The sequence below is a fragment of the Bradyrhizobium altum genome, assembly GCF_020889705.1.
In the GTDB taxonomy this organism is placed as follows: domain Bacteria; phylum Pseudomonadota; class Alphaproteobacteria; order Rhizobiales; family Xanthobacteraceae; genus Bradyrhizobium; species Bradyrhizobium altum.
The window spans coordinates 18,967-34,352 of record NZ_JACMYP010000068.1 but is presented as its reverse complement, the minus strand read 5'-3'; the positions used below and the strand labels follow the sequence as shown (position 1 = coordinate 34,352).

The following is a 15,386-nucleotide window of genomic DNA, read 5'->3' as shown; positions in this document are numbered from 1 at the left end:
GTGCGAGTGATGCGTGGAGTTGGCAGGCAACCTCCGGCCAGCCCATGCGCCGACTTTTCTGGCTACGCCGTCTCAGACAACGCAGCCAGATCCGACGCACTTCGCGGTAGAAGCCGTTGAGCGCTGGATAATTGTGCGGCCTGCCATAATAGCCATAGTGGCCGCGCAGCACGGCGGCGAGCCACTCGTGCTGCGTGGCCAGTGGCGCGTGCATGAGCCGCCAAGTCAGTTGGCGGGCTCGTCGTCAAGCATCGACGCTTTGCGGCGGCCTTTGCGCAGGCTCTCGCCCCCTAGGGTAAGCCTGTGGGCATTGTGCACGAGGCAGTCGCGGATGGCGTCGGCCATAGTTGGATCGTCGAACACGTCAGAGTACCCCTATTCTTGAGCGGGTCGTGTCTCACGTCACGATCACTGACCCGCATCATTTTCTTTTTGGGCACCGGCTTAAGGTGCTGAAGGAGCGGTCGGGGCGCGCTCCCGCCTATGTTGTCGTCGCGCTGCCGGACGGCCGGCGGCGGGGCGGTTCGGATCGCGTCGACGGACCTTGCCGAGACGATCACTTCCCGCCCGAACGCAGCCGATCTGCCGCGCATCAGTGCACGTACGCTGATCCCATTGATATAACATATGAGCGCGAGTCTGAGCCTTCTCGACGAGAAGGTGATTCGCGATGACCCACCGACCGCTTCCAGGTCGCGTTGCGTATCGACCCCTGAAATCTATCCCATTCTCCTTTGCCAGCTCTGAGTAGATCAAGCCGGACCTGTCAGCCAGATAGACACGTTCACATACTGCGAGGCTTGGCTGTCGATAAGCTGACGCGTCTCGGAACTGATTCACAATGAGCCGATGGAAACCCCTTCGAAGGCCGCAGCGCCACCGGTCCGCTGAAGAAAAGCTGCCGCCGATCAGGAGGCGAGTCAGTGTCGCGGCATGGTGATGATTGCCAATTAGAGTTTCGAGCTGGGCAAGCCGATCCCAATGGCACGCGGCAAAACGAAGCGCACGGCTCGCGACGTCCACCCCACGGTCGAGAAGGGCAAGACAGTAGCAGCTGGATCGAATATCCCGAATATCCATGTGCTGCAGCAACAAACCATCCGGATGGATGATGTCATGTTCCCTGGCGCCACGGCCTGGACTGACTTCAATCTGTTAGGGAGAGTAACGCGCTCAGCATGTCGCGCCAGGCGTTGTTCCCAGCCTGACGCGTGGCGCGTAGGCCCTACCGGGCTGCCGCGATGATGCGGCGTCTCGACCGGTTTCATCTGGAGTATCCCTTCGCCGGTTCGCGTATGTTGCGAGGCCTGCTGGCTTTGCCAAGGGTGCAAGATCGGCCGCCGGCATGTCAAGACGCTGATGAAGCGGATGGGGATAGAAGCGCTCTATCGCCGTCCGCGCACGACGAAGCCAGAGCCCGGCCACAAGAGTTATCCGTATCTGTTGCGCGGCATGGCGATCACGCGGCCGAACCAGGTCTGGGCGATGGATATCACCTACATCCCCATTGCACGCGGTTTTGTTTACCTCGCCGTCGTGCTCGATTGGACGATCCGCCGGGTGCTGTCATGGCGGCTGTCGATCACGATGGAGGCGGCCTTCTGCGTGGCTCGGTAAGTCGAATTGGTGTGCGCCCTCGATGGACTAGAAAAATATCAGCGTAGATACCAACAGATTGAGCGCGTGTCCCGTTTGGGGCGTGTGTGTGACACTTGTCGGGTAATGAATGTATGACAGCCCGAGGCTTGCATATATCCCCGGAGCGAGATGCGCGGTGTATGTTCCCGTAATTGCAGTTGTATCGCGATGCGCAAGCTGCCCCTTAGCCGAGGCAGCATCCACTGCAAACCTGCTCCAGGCGGTGTTGGTGGCGACAACAGCCATCAGATCACTGGCGCGACTATCAAAAGGTCCCTTCGCATACAGCCGAAGCTCGTAATACCGGCTGATCCGGTTTAGGTCAGGCCGAGCTCCCATGACGGAGAATCCGCCATAGAGGCCGCGAGACGGCGCCCCCTCAACGTCACTCTGCCAGAGCTGCCTGTCAGCAGCGATGTAATGAAAGTTATTCCCGCTCTCCCTTTGTTGATCCGGATCTGCCAAATTCTTGTAGTGGCTGCTGTTGAAACCAATACCCGCCCGTAGCCACGTGTCGGGTAAGCCGGGAGCCGCCTTGCTCTTGTAGCCAAGTTCATCAACGAAAAGAATCCCTGCATTGGCCGTGCTCCAGTTCAGGCCGGTTGGATTCTCGGTTATCTCGGCATAAGGACCATCTGGACTGATGGAGCGCTGCACGGAGACTTTGTTGTACAAGTGATCATCAAAATTGAACTTCAGGTTGGCGGCGGGCGTCGGCGCGGCGTTAGTGCTCATGCCTGCTTGGAACAAGGCAAACATGTTTGATCCTGAAATTCCTCCGAACAATGTGCCGGTGAACTCATTCGCATTTCTCAGGTACCCAAGTTTGAGTTCGAATTTCCTGTCGAAGAAGGTTTGATAGTAGGCGAGTGTATTCAACCCCACTCGATCCGGTCCCGGGCGCTTCCATGTCCAGTATTGCTGCTCGGCTCCCACGACAATCTGGCCATCGGGAATGCCAAATCGGCTGAGATCGTAGGTGACGGTCATGAAGTTCGCCGTAGCAAACGTCGGATTCTGCCCCATATAGAGCTGGTTGGCGAGGCTGCTTCTGGCCGCATTCGGCAGCTGGTTGTTTGCAAAGGTGTTGAGCGTCCAGCCGATATAGCCGATGCCGACGTCTGCCAGGGCGGATCTAACGCCGTGTTTGTCCTGATCAATCGTATCGGCGGGGCCGGGTATGTTGAGCCAGATCCCTTTTTCTCGGAAAATATCGAAGGGTGCGAAGGGGTCGATCCTTTTTTGCGTTTGCGTCTGGGCAACCCGATCGGAGCTCCCGCGCTTTATGGGAGGCAGGTTGGGAGCTGATGCTAGCGCCGAGGCACGAAGTCGAATTGGCTGATTGACCATGCCGATCCGGAGCTTTCTGGCCATGCCGGGGGCTTTTGGAGTTCTTCTCTTGGTGGCTTGGTCCGCAGCTTTGCTCTTGGGATCATCGTCAGCAGTTTGCGCCAAAACAGGGGGGCCGACCAAACAGGCCGCGAGAGAAAGTGCGACGGCAAGTCGCCGTTGGGTCTCTCTTGATCGCAAGCTGCACGCAAGTGCCGCCGTAGCCGAAGATGTCCGAGGCGTCGTCGCCGCAACAAAGGAATTACGCACAGTGTACTTCGCGTCCTTATTTGCGAGCCATGAATGGATTGAAAACCGGGCTCAACGGTCCAGAACGGACTTCCCAAGGCTTGGCGTCTGAGGACAAGGGGACGAGGCCTCACGGGCAGGAGGTTCGTCTATTCCAGCGAAATCCGCGTAACTTGCGAACCTCGTCACCCCTGGACGCGAGCATGATCTGGTCTGCACCTTGCTTGTGCATCAAGCCGGATTTGCCGACAGTGAGCAGCGCCTGCTGGCTGGGCGAGAACCGCTGGCAGCGAACGCGGCGGAGCCTCAGCTGTCCTGGCCGCCAAGACTTTGCGAACTATGACCTTGCTCCACTATGGAGCAGAGGATTGCAGTGATGCCTAGCATCTTGGTCGAAGATGCTTTTCTCAACGAAATGGCAGCCACCGGAATGCAAAGCCAACCAAGCCGGGGCCGTGGTTTCATGAAGCTGTCTTGGCATTGTGGTCAGCGTGGGATTAAACGATTGACGGCCGCGATTTCCGGAGAGCCTTGGAACCTGTGCGCGCAGAGATCGCTTCACAACGTCCGTGATGGTGGCCCAGAAGACCGGAGGGATCACAGGTTTCGAGCTGCTTTGGTGGCTGTGGGCGAGCAGTTGCTTCCGTCCATTCCATTGGCACGGCCAAATCTGTGGTGCATTCCAAGTTCCTAGGCCTGTGTGGCGTTTGTGGGCGACGCTTGCCATGTGTTCGTTGTCCCGATCAACCTGCCAGAACTGGTAGTTGGTCATGTCCAACACTTGCCCCTCCAATGGCATGGTTGCTCGAGCGCTCGCGCCAGTGAACAATGGCAGAGGTGCCAAGGCCGGCGACGGCAACCACTGGTCGCTACTGCTCGTTGATCGCCGCAATCGGGACAACGTAGCTGCCTATCACTACGACTCCTCTGGGAAATCTAACGTCGCTAGCGCAGAACAACTCGCGGAACGCCTTGGCGCCAACCTTCAGTCCGCCCGCATGGCCCAACAGCGGAACGGTTGTGATTGCGGCGTCTTTGTGGTGGACGGCACACGGACGCTGGCGAGGCGATTGGCGGAACGAGAGCGGCCTGATGACGAGCCGCTTCACCTTGACAACCTCGTCGCCGATCGACGGGCACTCTCCAGGATCGACTGAGCGGTCGTGCGCATTCGCGACGCCCAACTCGCTGATGCGTTTGGGCTGATGGAGCTGGCTGGCGCGCCTCTTGCCGGCACCAGAACCTTGGCCGGGTGCCAGGACGTGTGAACGACTGGGGCGGCTCGCACACGACCCCTTCCTGCACCGGATCGTGGTAGTCGGGCTGTGATCGACCAGCCAATCGGACGCTTCGACACCGAGCGACGGACTTAAAAGCGAACCTCTCCGCGCTGCCGGTCTGTCTGAGCGGTGGATCGACACGTGCCTGCAAATCCATCAAGAACATCGTTCTGATGTGGACCCAGCGTGGGTACTGCAGGTGGTAGGATGGAGGAATCGCGCCCCGCCTCCGGCCGCGGACTTTAGCCTCCTTTAAACCGGGGCCGCAGAATGATGTTCGCGCCGAAGGGATTGTTGGGGGTCACTTCCCTCATCCATGGCCCCAACACCGCCATATAGGGCTGACCATGAATAATCAGATTTGTCGGCTGCTGAAATGACTGCGGCAGCATGCCTCTTCTATTCAGTGCGCCAATCAGAACGTCGGGGCGGGTTGGAGGCCGTGATTGAAGCCCAAGGCGACGACATGTCCGAAATCATACGCCGGCGCCCAAGCCGGTATCGCGGCTACCGGATGAGATGAGTGTTGCGGTTGCCCCAACTCGCAGGAAGCCCGGCTGTCGTGAGAATCATTACGCACTTCGCCGCGTAAGGCCGTATCAAAATTCGAACTTCCGTCGGGGTCTGGCAGAGGCGACGTTGGTGGTTCCAACGGCGTACCTGGCACGACGAGCAGTCGTTCGAGCGACTCCTGGAATGAGTTGAGCTGCGGATCACTTTCCCAGGAGATCTGCGTTGGCCCATCGACTTCCATCTCCTGCTCCAACAGCGCCAGCTGCGTCCGCAGCTCCAAGCCGTCATCGCTAATCGCTGCCGCCGCGGGAGCCGCCTGCAGCAAGATGTGCTGCGGGGCGATGTCCCCTGCGATCGACGGTGGCCCGTCGACTTCCATCTCCTGCTCCAGCAGTTCCAACAGATCTAAATTGTCGCTGATGGCTGGAGACCCCCGTAGCGAGTCGTACTTCCAAAGCAGCTTCAACCCTACGCCCACTGAGGGGATATTCCTGCCGCGCCTGTACCTCTGGCCATCGTCCCGCAGCGTTTGGTCGTTGAGGCGGCTTTTGGCATGCGTCTGGAGCCACACACTGAACGCGCGAAGAGCGCTACCGACTCTGGTGACATAACTCGGCGTTGCGAAACCCGGCCATGGAGTTCCTCTCGCAATGTTCGCTCTGGCCGCCTCGACTGCTCTTTGGATGAGAGCCGCATCTTCGGGATAGGCAGCCAGCCGCGGTGCCAAAATTTCCGGGGCCCTGGCCCTCAACAGGAAGTTCCGGAGATGAGTCAGCGCACTGATGATTTTTCTGCCACCACCTTCAAACTGTAAAGCGCGGCATCTTCGTCCAGCGAGCGGTCGTGAGGCCGAAGAATAATGCCCGGCTTGTTTTCATCGTGGAGCCAGCAAGAAAAGCCGCGAATCCAGCTCGCAATGGAGATTGCCGTGCGCTGCTTAAGTCGACGCTCGGCAGGTCCGCTGGCAGTCGCAGACCTCTTAAAGTCATTGAGGACGCCATTGAGGCGTTCCCGATCGTCGGGATGGGTGCTGCATCGGGGCCTGCGGCGGTAGCTGCTGTTCTCACCAGTGCAGGTGAAGGTTCGCGAACGTTGTGTTCGCTGTCAGCACCGGATCTGACATCTGGGTCGGTCACGGACGGCTCAGACGGTGATCGATGACCCGACCGGGGCTCGGAACCGGAACGCGCTTCATGTCCTTCGCCGCTTGGTGCGCCACGATCCACGCCAACTGAAGACGCACCCAAATCCCGCGGTTCAGAGCGAATCTGCTCCCGGGCAGAGCTGCTCGCTCGGTGAGCCCCGAGGGCCGAAGAACTCGCTTCAACAGCAGGCTCGTCCGTTCCCTCAGTCCTATTGACACTGCATTGGGAGGCACTTGACGTCCCAGCTTCACCATCGCTCATCATTCGCTCCGATATCGGCGAGAACGCGCCTGCGCCATCACCGAATACTCCTGCATTTCCAGCCGGAAGTGCGCCTTAAAGTCGCCTACCTCATAAGACGTTTCTACGACGAAACCTCGACCTGACGCGTTGAATCCTGTCTCATCTTCTTTCAAAGTGTCGCGAGGGTGAGGGCCTGCGTGCCGCGGCTTGCCTGAGCCTAAGGCCCTTCAGGCCAATGACCGAGCCGACCCAGGAGTCCATCACCAACGCCTCTGGTGTCCGATTTGCAACGTGCTGTCGGGGCTAGGACGCTTCCGACTGAGAAAAATCGCTTTTGCAAATCAAACGATTGCAATTGGCATAAGGCTTGAAAGAGGAGCGTCATCGAGCAGCGCCTGAGCAAGGAGGGGGAGTGGTAGCTTACAAGAGTGTCGCCTCTCGGCCTATCGTATGCTGCGGGTGTTGCGATTGTCGAGACGGGCGGTCGCGTATGGTTCTGTCGCAGTGGTTGACTATCGGATGACGGTTCAAGATGACATCGACGCGGGTACGCGCCACGGCGCGGCGCGTGTGCCGGGCCCCGTCCCCGCCGGCACGAATGTTCGCGATGAGGCCGAATTTGAGCAGCTCGAAACCGAGGTCCGGCGCATGGATGTTGACGGACCAACTGCGGTTGATTGGAGCAATGTCAGTACGCTGTCCCTCCATATCCTGGCGAACCGGTCGAAAGACATTCTGGTTGCCTGTTGGGCCACCTATGGTCTGTTTCGGACCGGAGGATACCAGGGCCTTGCCGTCGGCTTAGGCGTTTTGCGCGGCATGGTGGCCGCGCATTGGGAGGGTCTCTTTCCGCCGATCGAGCGGGAACGAGCGCGGGTCGGAGCGATCGATTGGCTCGCGGGTCGCATTGCACCAGAGCTAGCCGCGAATGTGCCAATCGAAACCGACGATCCGGCAGTGCTCGCCGCCTATGAGGAGCTTACCGATCTCGATCGCCAGCTGCGCGACAAGCTGGTCAATGAGCAAGCCTCTTTGGGCGAGTTGTTGAGGGCGCTGCGACCGCACTACGAAGAAGCCAAGCGCGCAATCGCCGTGCCCACGGAACGTGCGGCGGAGGCGGCCCCAGCTGTCGAGCAGGCCGGCGTTGCCCCGGCGGAATCCACTTCGCCGGTTGAGGTTGCTCAACCGGCAGCACCGGAGGCAGCACGATCGGCTGGCGCCGATGGCGACTGGGCCAGCTTGATCGACCACTTGCCTGATATGCTGAGGCTAGCCGCGGCCGCCCGGCGCGTCGCATCCCCCACAGACCCGAAGGTTTATCTGCTCAATCGTGTCGGCTCCTGGATGCGCTTTGACGCCCTGCCGCCGGATACGGGCGGCCGCACAGCGATATTTGCGCCTGCGGACGATATCGCAGCGTTGGAAGCCAAAATAGCGGCCGGTCAGCACGCCGATGTCTTGAATTTGGCTGAAGAGATCGTCTGGATGTCACCGTTCTGGCTCGACGTTCACCGGCATGCCGCGAAAGCACTGGAGCAAATGGGGCCGCTCTTTGAGCCGGCGGCCGCGGCAGTGCGCGCAAGCGTAGCCCTGCTGGTCACACGCTATCCGCGGATCTTGACGTTTCAGTTCAATGACGGCCGGGCGTTCGCGGATGAGGAAACGCGTGCTTGGGCCGCCGTCGGTGGTGCGGACGTGTCGCCGGGCCGTGATCCTGCCGACGAAGCCATTGTTGAGGCACATAAGCTGATTGACGATGGGCGGCCTCAGGCTGCCCTCGAGAAGCTGTCACGTGCGCTGGATGGCGCGCGCGGAGAACGAGCGCGGTTCGTGCGCCAGCTTGCTCAAGCACGTTTCTGCATCGAAACCGGCTTCGTTACGACTGCCATCCCGCTGCTCGAGCACATGGAAGAGGTGGTCGCTGAGCGCAACCTCGAAAGCTGGGAGCCTGAGCTTGCGCTCGACGTCGCCGAATTGCGCTTTCGCGCAATCACACATTCTGACTCGCGGCAGATGCTTGACGAGCCGCGCCGTCGCGCCGCGCTCGAACAAATCCGAACGCGGGTCGCGGTCATCGACATCGCACGCGCGAGCACGCTCGTTCGCTAGCTGACCTTGTCAGGGACAAAGTCTTAACAGGAGCTGATATGGCACAGGAAAGCTCGGTCGCTCCAAAGGAGCGCATCAATATCCGCTTCAAACCGGCAACCGGCAACCTGAAGGAGGATGTCGAGCTGCCGCTCAAATTATTGGTTTTGGGCGACTTCACCGGAAAGACCGATGACCACCCGATTGAGCAGCGCGAGCTCGTCAATATCGACAAGGACAATTTTAACGAGGTTGTCAAAAGCCACGCACTGAATCTCGATATCTCCGCTGAGAATAGGCTCGACGACCAGCCCGAGGCCGGCAAGCTGTCAGTGTCGCTGACGTTTGAGAGCCTGAAGGACTTCGAACCCGAACGTGTCGCACAGCAAATTCCCGAATTGCGCGCCTTGACTGAACTGCGCGCGGCGCTGATCGCCCTGAAGAGTCCGCTCGGGAACGTGCCGAGCTTTCGCAAGGCCATCCAGAATTTGCTCGAAGACCACGGCGCGCGGCCGCGGCTCTTGAGCGAGCTCACCGGCAAGAGCGAGTGAGCGGATCAACGGCTGCCGTGAGGAGGGATGGCGCTATGACCGACACAAGTGCGCAGCAACCGGCCGAACTCGGCACAGGGGCCATTGAGCTTTCGCTGCTGGATCAGGTCCTTCTTGAGACCAGGATGAGCCCGCGCGACGAGGGTTACGACCTTGCTCGCCGGGGCGTTGCAGCTTTCCTCGCCGAGCTCATGGAACCAGGCCGCGCCGATGCGCAGGTCAACAACGCGCTCGTCGATCAGATGATCGCGGAGATCGATCGCAAAATCTCGGCTCAGCTCGACGAGGTGCTGCACACGGACCAGTTCCAACGGCTCGAGTCGGCCTGGCGCGGGCTCAAGTTCATGGTCGACCGCACCGATTTCCGTCAGAACATCAAGATAGAAATCCTCAGCGTCAGCAAGGATGAACTGCTCACCGACTTCGAGGACAGCCCGGAGATCGTCAAGTCCGGGCTGTACAAGCACGTCTACACCGCAGAATATGGGCAGTTCGGCGGCCAGCCCGTCGCGGCCATGATATCGGCCTACGAGTTTGGCAGTGGCAGCCAGGATGTTAAGCTGATGCGGTACATGAGCGCGGTGGCCGCCATCTCGCATGCACCAGTCATCGCTTCTGCTGCACCCGACATGTTCGGCGTCGAACGTCATGAGGAGATCGCAGGTCTGAAGGACCTGCAATCGGTGTTCGAGGGACCAAAATACGCCAAGTGGATATCGTTCCGCGAAAGCGAGGACGCGCGCTATTTCGGCCTGACGCTGCCGCGCTTCTTGCTGCGGTTGCCCTATGGTCCAGAGACCGTTCCGGTGAAGACTTTTAATTACCAGGAGGCCTCAGACGGCGAAACCGACAATTACCTCTGGGGCAACGCTGCTTTCGCGTTTGCGACGCGCTTAACCGAAAGCTTCGCCAAGTATCGCTGGTGCCCGAACATCATCGGCCCCCAGTCTGGCGGCGCGGTTGAGGACCTCAATCTGCATACCTATGAGGCAATGGGACAATTGCAGACCAAGGTGCCGACTGAGGTGCTCATCTCGGACCGGCGCGAGTTCGAACTAGCCGAGCAGGGCTTCATCGCGCTGACCATGCGCAAGGGGGCTGACAATGCCGCTTTCTTCTCGGCTAATTCCGTGCAGAAGCCGAAATATTTCGGGACCACCCAGGAAGGCAAGGCGGCCGAACTCAACTACAAGCTGGGCAGCCAGCTGCCCTATATGTTCATCATCAATCGTTTCGCGCACTACATCAAAGTGCTGCAACGCGAGAACATCGGCTCCTGGAAGAGCAGCCAAGAGCTGCAAGGCGAGCTGAACAACTGGATCCGCCAGTATGTCGCCGATCAGGAGAATCCGTCGGCAGAGGTGCGCTCGCGGCGGCCTTTGCGAAAGGCGGAGATCATCGTCGAGGACGTCGAAGGTGAACCGGGCTGGTATCGCGTCGGCATCGCCGTCGTTCCACATTTGAAGTACATGGGCGCGGATTTTGCTTTGACGCTCAAGGGTAAGCTCGACAAGCAATAGTGGTGGTAGTCGATGTTCGACCGCAGCCTTATGGAGCGCTTGGAGGACGGAGCCGCGACCCGCCGGGTGTCGTTCGACCGTTTCCGGGCAAGCGTTCTGGAAAACTTACGTCGGGTTCTGAACTCGCGCCAGGGCTGCTGCGAAACACGGCCGGACCTCGGCATGCCCGACCTTAACGAGGCGGTCGGGCAGGGAGCCGACGCAGTGCGCGCGCTCGCCCACTCGCTCAAGCAGCAGATCGAGACATTTGAGCCGCGTTTAAGGAATGTGTCGATCCGCTTTCATGCCGATCCCGAAAATCCGCTGCAGCTGAGCTTCCACGTCAATGCGACGGTTGATTATAAAGCTCAAATGGAGCCAATTTCCTTCGATGCGATCTTCGAGAGGCACGTTCGGGTGAGGGGCTGAAGGAGGTGGCCGTCAATCCCTATTACGAGGACGAGCTGTCCTATTTGCGCGAGCTCGGCGCTGACTTCGCGTTGGCCAATCCGAAGCTTGCGCCCTTTCTCGGGCAGGATGCCACCGATCCCGACGTCGAGCGGCTGCTCGAAGGCTTCGCCTTCCTTGTCGCGCGGCTGCGCCAAAAGCTCGACGACGAATTTCCCGAATTCGTCCACGGCCTGTTGCGGATGGTATGGCCGCAATATCTTCAAGCCCTGCCGCCCATCACGACCCTGTCTTTTGCCTTGAAATCATCGGCGAGCGCCGCGAGCCTGAACCTGCCGGCCGGGACCAGCGTCCGCTCGCGGCCGATCGACGGAACGAACTGCACGTTCGTCACCTGCTACGCAATCGAGGTGCTGCCGCTGGAGATCAATGACGTTCAGCTGGAGAACCGGACGAGTGCGGCCCGGCTAATCCTGCGTATCAAAGCAACCGGCCAGCAAAACCTGTCATGTCTTAAGAATGGTCGGCTTCGCCTCTTCTTCTCGACCGAGCGGGAGCCGCAAGTGGGGCGCTGCCTATTGGCCTGGCTGTGCCGTCACGCCTCGGCGGGAACTGTTACCGTGGCGGATCGACAGGTGGCCGCAATCGGCTCAGCGCAGATCGCGCCAGTCGGCTTCAATGATGACGAGGCGGTTCTGCCTTGGCCGCGCAACGCCTTCGCAGGATTCCGGATCATTCAGGAGTATCTCTGTTATCCTTCGAAATTTCTCTACGTCGATTTGTCTGGTCTCGAGCCGCTCGCAGCCCACACGGAGACTGAGTGCAGGCTCACCTTCGAGTTTCGGCGCCCGTTCCCTGCCCAGTTGCGCGTCGGCAAAGGACAGATTTGCTTGAACTGCACGCCGGCAATCAATGTCTTCAGCCACGAGGCCTCGCCAATTCGGCTGAATCGGACCAAGACCGAATACCGCGTACTTGCCTCGGGAGGGCCGAACTTTTCCATCCGGTCCGTCGATGGTGTGACCGGCTATGTGCAAGGCCGTCCCGAACGCATCGAGTTCGAGCCATTCGACCTGTTGCGCCACGATCTGCCGGGCGCGGAGCGCAACCGCGCCTACTTTCGCGAGCGTATCCGGCCTGCGGTGGTCGGCCGGGGCGTCGATCACTACGTGACTTTCGTTGACCGGCTCGACATCGGCCAACATCCGCCGATCGACGTCGTATCCCTGCTATTGACCTGCTCCAACGGACCCATTGCCGACCGGTTGCCTGTCGGTAGCGTGGATCTGCCGACCTCTGACACGCCTCGCTCCGTCACCTTCTCTAATATCACAGCGGTCGTTACAGAAGTGCCGCCACCGGTCAATGATGGTTTATTGCGGCGGTTGACGGCCAATCTGGCGCGCAATTACGGCGTCATGGCCAACATAGGTACATTGCGGACCGTCCTTGCCAGCTACGAGTTCCGTGCAGTCTATGACGTTCAGGCGCGTCGCCGCCTGGAGTTGTTGCTCGAAGGCCTCGATCAGTTCGCGACCACGGACACCGATCACGTGGTGCGTGGCGCCCCGGTCCGAATGCGAAATATCGAATTGGCCGTGATCGACAGCAAGATCGGTGGTGAGAGCGAATTGTTCCTGTTTGGATCGGTGCTCGACGCCTTCTTCGCGACGTTTGCCGGCGTCAATATGCTGCATCGGTTTTCGGTTCGCGGCACGGAAAGCAACGCACACTACCTATGGCCAGCGAGAAGCGGATCGATCACGGCACTCTGACGGCGCCCGACGAACGCGATGAGCTTTCGGCATTCGGGTTCTTCTCGCTCGTTGCGCATCTCGAGCGGCGCTTCAGCGACGCTCCCCCGATCGGATCCACCGACGATCCCGCGCGGGAGGCCGTGCGCTTCCGTGCGGCGCCGACGCTTGGCTTTCCTGCCGAAGAGATCGCGGGAATCAGACAGGCCAAGGCCGCCGGCGAGCGTGTGGAGGTCAACGTCAACTTCCTCGGGCTGCATGGTCCCTCCTCGCCGCTGCCGCCCTTCTACGCCGAACGGGTCATGCATGCAGACGGCATGGGATCGCTCGGCGATTTTTTTGATTTTTTTAATCACCGTCTGATCAGCCTACTGCTGCGGATCTGGCGGTACTACCGTCACCATTTGCGGTTCGAGGAGGGCGCAACCGACGCGATCTCGGTGCTGATTGGCACGCTCTTTGGACTCGTGCCCGGGGAAGACACCGCAAACGAACGGGAATGGCGGGCGCGGCTGCTGCCGCATGCCGGCGTCCTTGCCTTGTGCGGCCGGTCCGCCAAGCTTGTGGCCGGCTTGATTTCCAGCCATCTCCACATTTCAGCCCGGGTCGAGGAATTCATCTGGCGCGAGATCGACATTCCACAGCAGGCGCAGTGGCGCCTTGGCCGGCCTGGTCTTGAGCTCGGCGTTGATACCCTTGCCGGTGAAACCATGCCGGACATCGTAGGCAAATTTCGGCTTTGCCTCGGCCCGCTCAACCAGCAGCAGTTTCGGTCACTGCTGCCCGGTTGCGAGAGCCATGCCATCCTTTGCCGTCTCATTAGCGTTATTCTGCGCGAGCCCTTGGCATGGGATCTCCAGCTAGAATTAGCGCTCGGGCAGACACCGGAATGGACTCTGGGCGAAGGAGAATTAGGCTGGACGACGTGGATCGATCCGCCCAAGGAAACCGGAAGCCTTGTTCTATTGTAATCGTTTTCGAGTTGTTCGCGTGTGGTGAAGATCACCCGCGATGACGGGACACCGGACTATCATGGCGCGTCACGGATCACGGGCCCCGAGTCGCGGTCAACCTGGTTAGACGTTGCCATAGCGTACCGGCTGCGGTCCAATGGCTTCCATGACCGAGAGGCTGCTATGCCAGCGCACCGAGTCGACTCCTCACGACCGCTAGCACGCCCTCACCTGCATGCGCCTCTTGGATGCGGATGCAGAGAGCGCGGACCGGCGCGAGGTCGCGAAGATCATGTTACGCATCCATCCGAGCCACGAGCCGGTGCGCGCCGGGACCAAGAGAGCCATCTCGTTCGCGCCAAGTGTGTGCGTAGACATGGCCACCGGCGGTTGGAGCTAAAGCCGTTCGGCACGCTATTTGCCCAGCTCGCTGGTAAATTTGGGAGAGCTGTAGGGTGCTAAACGTAGTGCTGGATGTCCCGCTTGTCGGCCAACAACATGGCTATGACGGCCAATTGAATATGCGACGAGACTATGCCGGAAATGTTCAACCGCATGGGAAATACAATTGTTGGTATGCTTGCGCTTGTATGCTGTCGTACTGCTTTCGCCCAGGGCCTCGGCTGGGTCTACCTTCCGCTTGGCGGGCTGACGTAGGCATCAACGGCTACCAGTTTGACTGGTTGGCGCGCATCGAAGGATTAGAGAGGCTCAAGCAGCCAGATGACGGATTTACACGTGATTTTATTGCAGAAACGTTGGTCGGACGAGGGCCAATCTGGGCTGCGCTGCGTTTGCCGTCAATCTCCGGGAACGAAACACTATGGCACGGGCATATAATAGTGTTGACTGGTCTGATAGAAGACATGTTGTGCTACAATGATCCGTCTTACCCAGCGCGTGGAGTGATCTACTTCTATAATCTTTTGTTCGACGACCTTTTCGTCAAGAATCGCGATTGGCTGTGAACACCCCCTCTGGACCGCAAGGCCCTCCGCTGCGAACGTCCGAGCGAAGACACCTCCTCCTGCTTTCGTATCCGATTGGCGACATGTAAGTCCAGAAGCCGCCGCCGAGAAAGAGGACGAGAACGCAGACCTCGTGAAGCAGAAGCCGACCGGGCTCTACACTCGCACCGCATCTGCATTCTTTTTGGATGGCGACAAACTAAATCTGCCCGCGGAAAAGAAGGTCTCCTATGTCGATGCCGTCGATGTCGAACTCCAATGTGCGAGCTCCGGGGCAGAATTCGGTGCCGCATCGCGTCTGCAATAACTTGCCGGGGACACCAGACTTCTGCCCGCTCGTTTCAAGACGCAAGCACTGCCGGGTCGTCGAATACACTGCCTGCCGCAAGCGGCGACGCATCTCTGGGGCGGCCCAAGTCGACGCCATATTGGCTCGACAAGCTGCCGCTGTTCGTTTGGTCAAGGATAGCTAGACAACAGTGGGCCGGTGTAGTCAAAAAAGTCGTCTGAGGGTTCACCTTGTCCGGTGTCTGACGACTGCACGAGCCTCTGTCAGTTTGAGAACAACGGCGTCATTCGCCGGACCAAAAATTCTTAATGTTCAATCAGTGGCTTAGGTTGGAGGTGCCGTTGGCACGACCGTTGCTATCGAAATCTGGCAACATTAATTGGCGGAGTGCACGTAGATGCGTAAGACGACCGATGCGCTCCTTTGCTTGAGTTCGCATGCCTTGTTTCTGAGAGAGAAAGCCCGCGCGGTCTCCGATG

Annotated in this window: 12 protein-coding genes and 2 pseudogenes; 10 read left to right on the top strand and 4 right to left on the bottom strand. The window is 59.6% G+C overall.

The features are described from left to right. Both H8B02_RS18545 and H8B02_RS18540 read right to left on the bottom strand, forming a co-directional pair. Positions 1 to 214 (bottom strand): annotated as a pseudogene (locus H8B02_RS18545) (hypothetical protein); the annotation flags it as partial. 11 nt (positions 215 to 225) lie between these two features. Beyond that, on the bottom strand, positions 226 to 363 hold the full coding sequence (locus H8B02_RS18540; RefSeq protein ID WP_312001019.1) for an ATP-binding protein: 138 nt from the start codon (positions 361 to 363) through the stop codon (positions 226 to 228). An 875-nt stretch (positions 364 to 1,238) separates the two neighbouring features. On the opposite strand from H8B02_RS18540, the pseudogene H8B02_RS18535 reads away from it, so the two are divergent. Further along, positions 1,239 to 1,608: pseudogene (locus H8B02_RS18535) on the top strand (DDE-type integrase/transposase/recombinase); the annotation flags it as partial. A 36-nt stretch (positions 1,609 to 1,644) separates the two neighbouring features. Here the strand turns inward: H8B02_RS18535 and H8B02_RS18530 are convergent. Next, entirely contained in the window at positions 1,645 to 3,012 is a 1,368-nt protein-coding gene (locus tag H8B02_RS18530) for a carbohydrate porin (protein ID WP_229167554.1), read from the bottom strand. 974 nt (positions 3,013 to 3,986) lie between these two features. On the opposite strand from H8B02_RS18530, the gene H8B02_RS18525 reads away from it, so the two are divergent. Continuing rightward, the gene (locus H8B02_RS18525) at positions 3,987 to 4,373 is read left to right on the top strand and encodes a Ulp1 family isopeptidase (RefSeq protein ID WP_312001018.1); all 387 of its coding nucleotides are present in this window, start codon (positions 3,987 to 3,989) and stop codon (positions 4,371 to 4,373) included. Between the two features lie 538 nt (positions 4,374 to 4,911). Here the strand turns inward: H8B02_RS18525 and H8B02_RS18520 are convergent. After that, positions 4,912 to 5,475 carry a hypothetical protein gene (locus tag H8B02_RS18520; RefSeq protein ID WP_229167553.1) on the bottom strand — a complete coding sequence of 188 codons (564 nt, stop codon included), beginning with the start codon at positions 5,473 to 5,475 and terminating at the stop codon, positions 4,912 to 4,914. A gap of 1,441 nt (positions 5,476 to 6,916) precedes the next feature. Here H8B02_RS18520 and tssA point away from each other — a divergent pair. From tssA to H8B02_RS18485, 8 genes are all read left to right on the top strand, one after another. After that, complete coding sequence (gene tssA / locus H8B02_RS18515; RefSeq protein ID WP_229167552.1) at positions 6,917 to 8,506, top strand: type VI secretion system protein TssA; 1,590 nt, start codon at positions 6,917 to 6,919, stop codon at positions 8,504 to 8,506. 38 nt (positions 8,507 to 8,544) lie between these two features. Further along, complete coding sequence (gene tssB / locus H8B02_RS18510; RefSeq protein ID WP_229167551.1) at positions 8,545 to 9,036, top strand: type VI secretion system contractile sheath small subunit; 492 nt, start codon at positions 8,545 to 8,547, stop codon at positions 9,034 to 9,036. Beyond that, on the top strand, positions 9,033 to 10,556 hold the full coding sequence (tssC, locus tag H8B02_RS18505; protein WP_229167550.1) for a type VI secretion system contractile sheath large subunit: 1,524 nt from the start codon (positions 9,033 to 9,035) through the stop codon (positions 10,554 to 10,556). The genes tssB and tssC overlap by 4 nt, the downstream gene beginning before the upstream one ends. A 12-nt stretch (positions 10,557 to 10,568) precedes the next feature. Further along, on the top strand, positions 10,569 to 10,964 hold the full coding sequence (gene tssE, locus H8B02_RS18500; RefSeq protein WP_229167549.1) for a type VI secretion system baseplate subunit TssE: 396 nt from the start codon (positions 10,569 to 10,571) through the stop codon (positions 10,962 to 10,964). Between the two features lie 5 nt (positions 10,965 to 10,969). Then, the gene (gene tssF, locus H8B02_RS18495) at positions 10,970 to 12,718 is read left to right on the top strand and encodes a type VI secretion system baseplate subunit TssF (protein ID WP_229167548.1); all 1,749 of its coding nucleotides are present in this window, start codon (positions 10,970 to 10,972) and stop codon (positions 12,716 to 12,718) included. Continuing rightward, entirely contained in the window at positions 12,682 to 13,668 is a 987-nt protein-coding gene (gene tssG, locus H8B02_RS18490) for a type VI secretion system baseplate subunit TssG (protein WP_229167547.1), read from the top strand. The genes tssF and tssG overlap by 37 nt, the downstream gene beginning before the upstream one ends. A gap of 503 nt (positions 13,669 to 14,171) precedes the next feature. Continuing rightward, entirely contained in the window at positions 14,172 to 14,618 is a 447-nt protein-coding gene (locus tag H8B02_RS48985; RefSeq protein WP_376711677.1) for a papain-like cysteine protease family protein, read from the top strand. 133 nt (positions 14,619 to 14,751) lie between these two features. Further along, the gene (locus tag H8B02_RS18485; RefSeq protein ID WP_229167546.1) at positions 14,752 to 14,925 is read left to right on the top strand and encodes a hypothetical protein; all 174 of its coding nucleotides are present in this window, start codon (positions 14,752 to 14,754) and stop codon (positions 14,923 to 14,925) included. Positions 14,926 to 15,386: the final 461 nt, after the last annotated feature.

Coding starts and splice junctions, on each gene's coding strand:
- tssA (WP_229167552.1), top strand. CDS start 6,917: ATGACGGTTCAAGATGACATCGACGCGGGTACGCGCCACGGCGCGGCG.
- H8B02_RS48985 (WP_376711677.1), top strand. CDS start 14,172: ATGCGACGAGACTATGCCGGAAATGTTCAACCGCATGGGAAATACAAT.
- tssB (WP_229167551.1), top strand. CDS start 8,545: ATGGCACAGGAAAGCTCGGTCGCTCCAAAGGAGCGCATCAATATCCGC.
- tssG (WP_229167547.1), top strand. CDS start 12,682: ATGGCCAGCGAGAAGCGGATCGATCACGGCACTCTGACGGCGCCCGAC.
- H8B02_RS18525 (WP_312001018.1), top strand. CDS start 3,987: ATGTCCAACACTTGCCCCTCCAATGGCATGGTTGCTCGAGCGCTCGCG.
- tssE (WP_229167549.1), top strand. CDS start 10,569: ATGTTCGACCGCAGCCTTATGGAGCGCTTGGAGGACGGAGCCGCGACC.
- H8B02_RS18530 (WP_229167554.1), bottom strand. CDS start 3,012: ATGGCCAGAAAGCTCCGGATCGGCATGGTCAATCAGCCAATTCGACTT.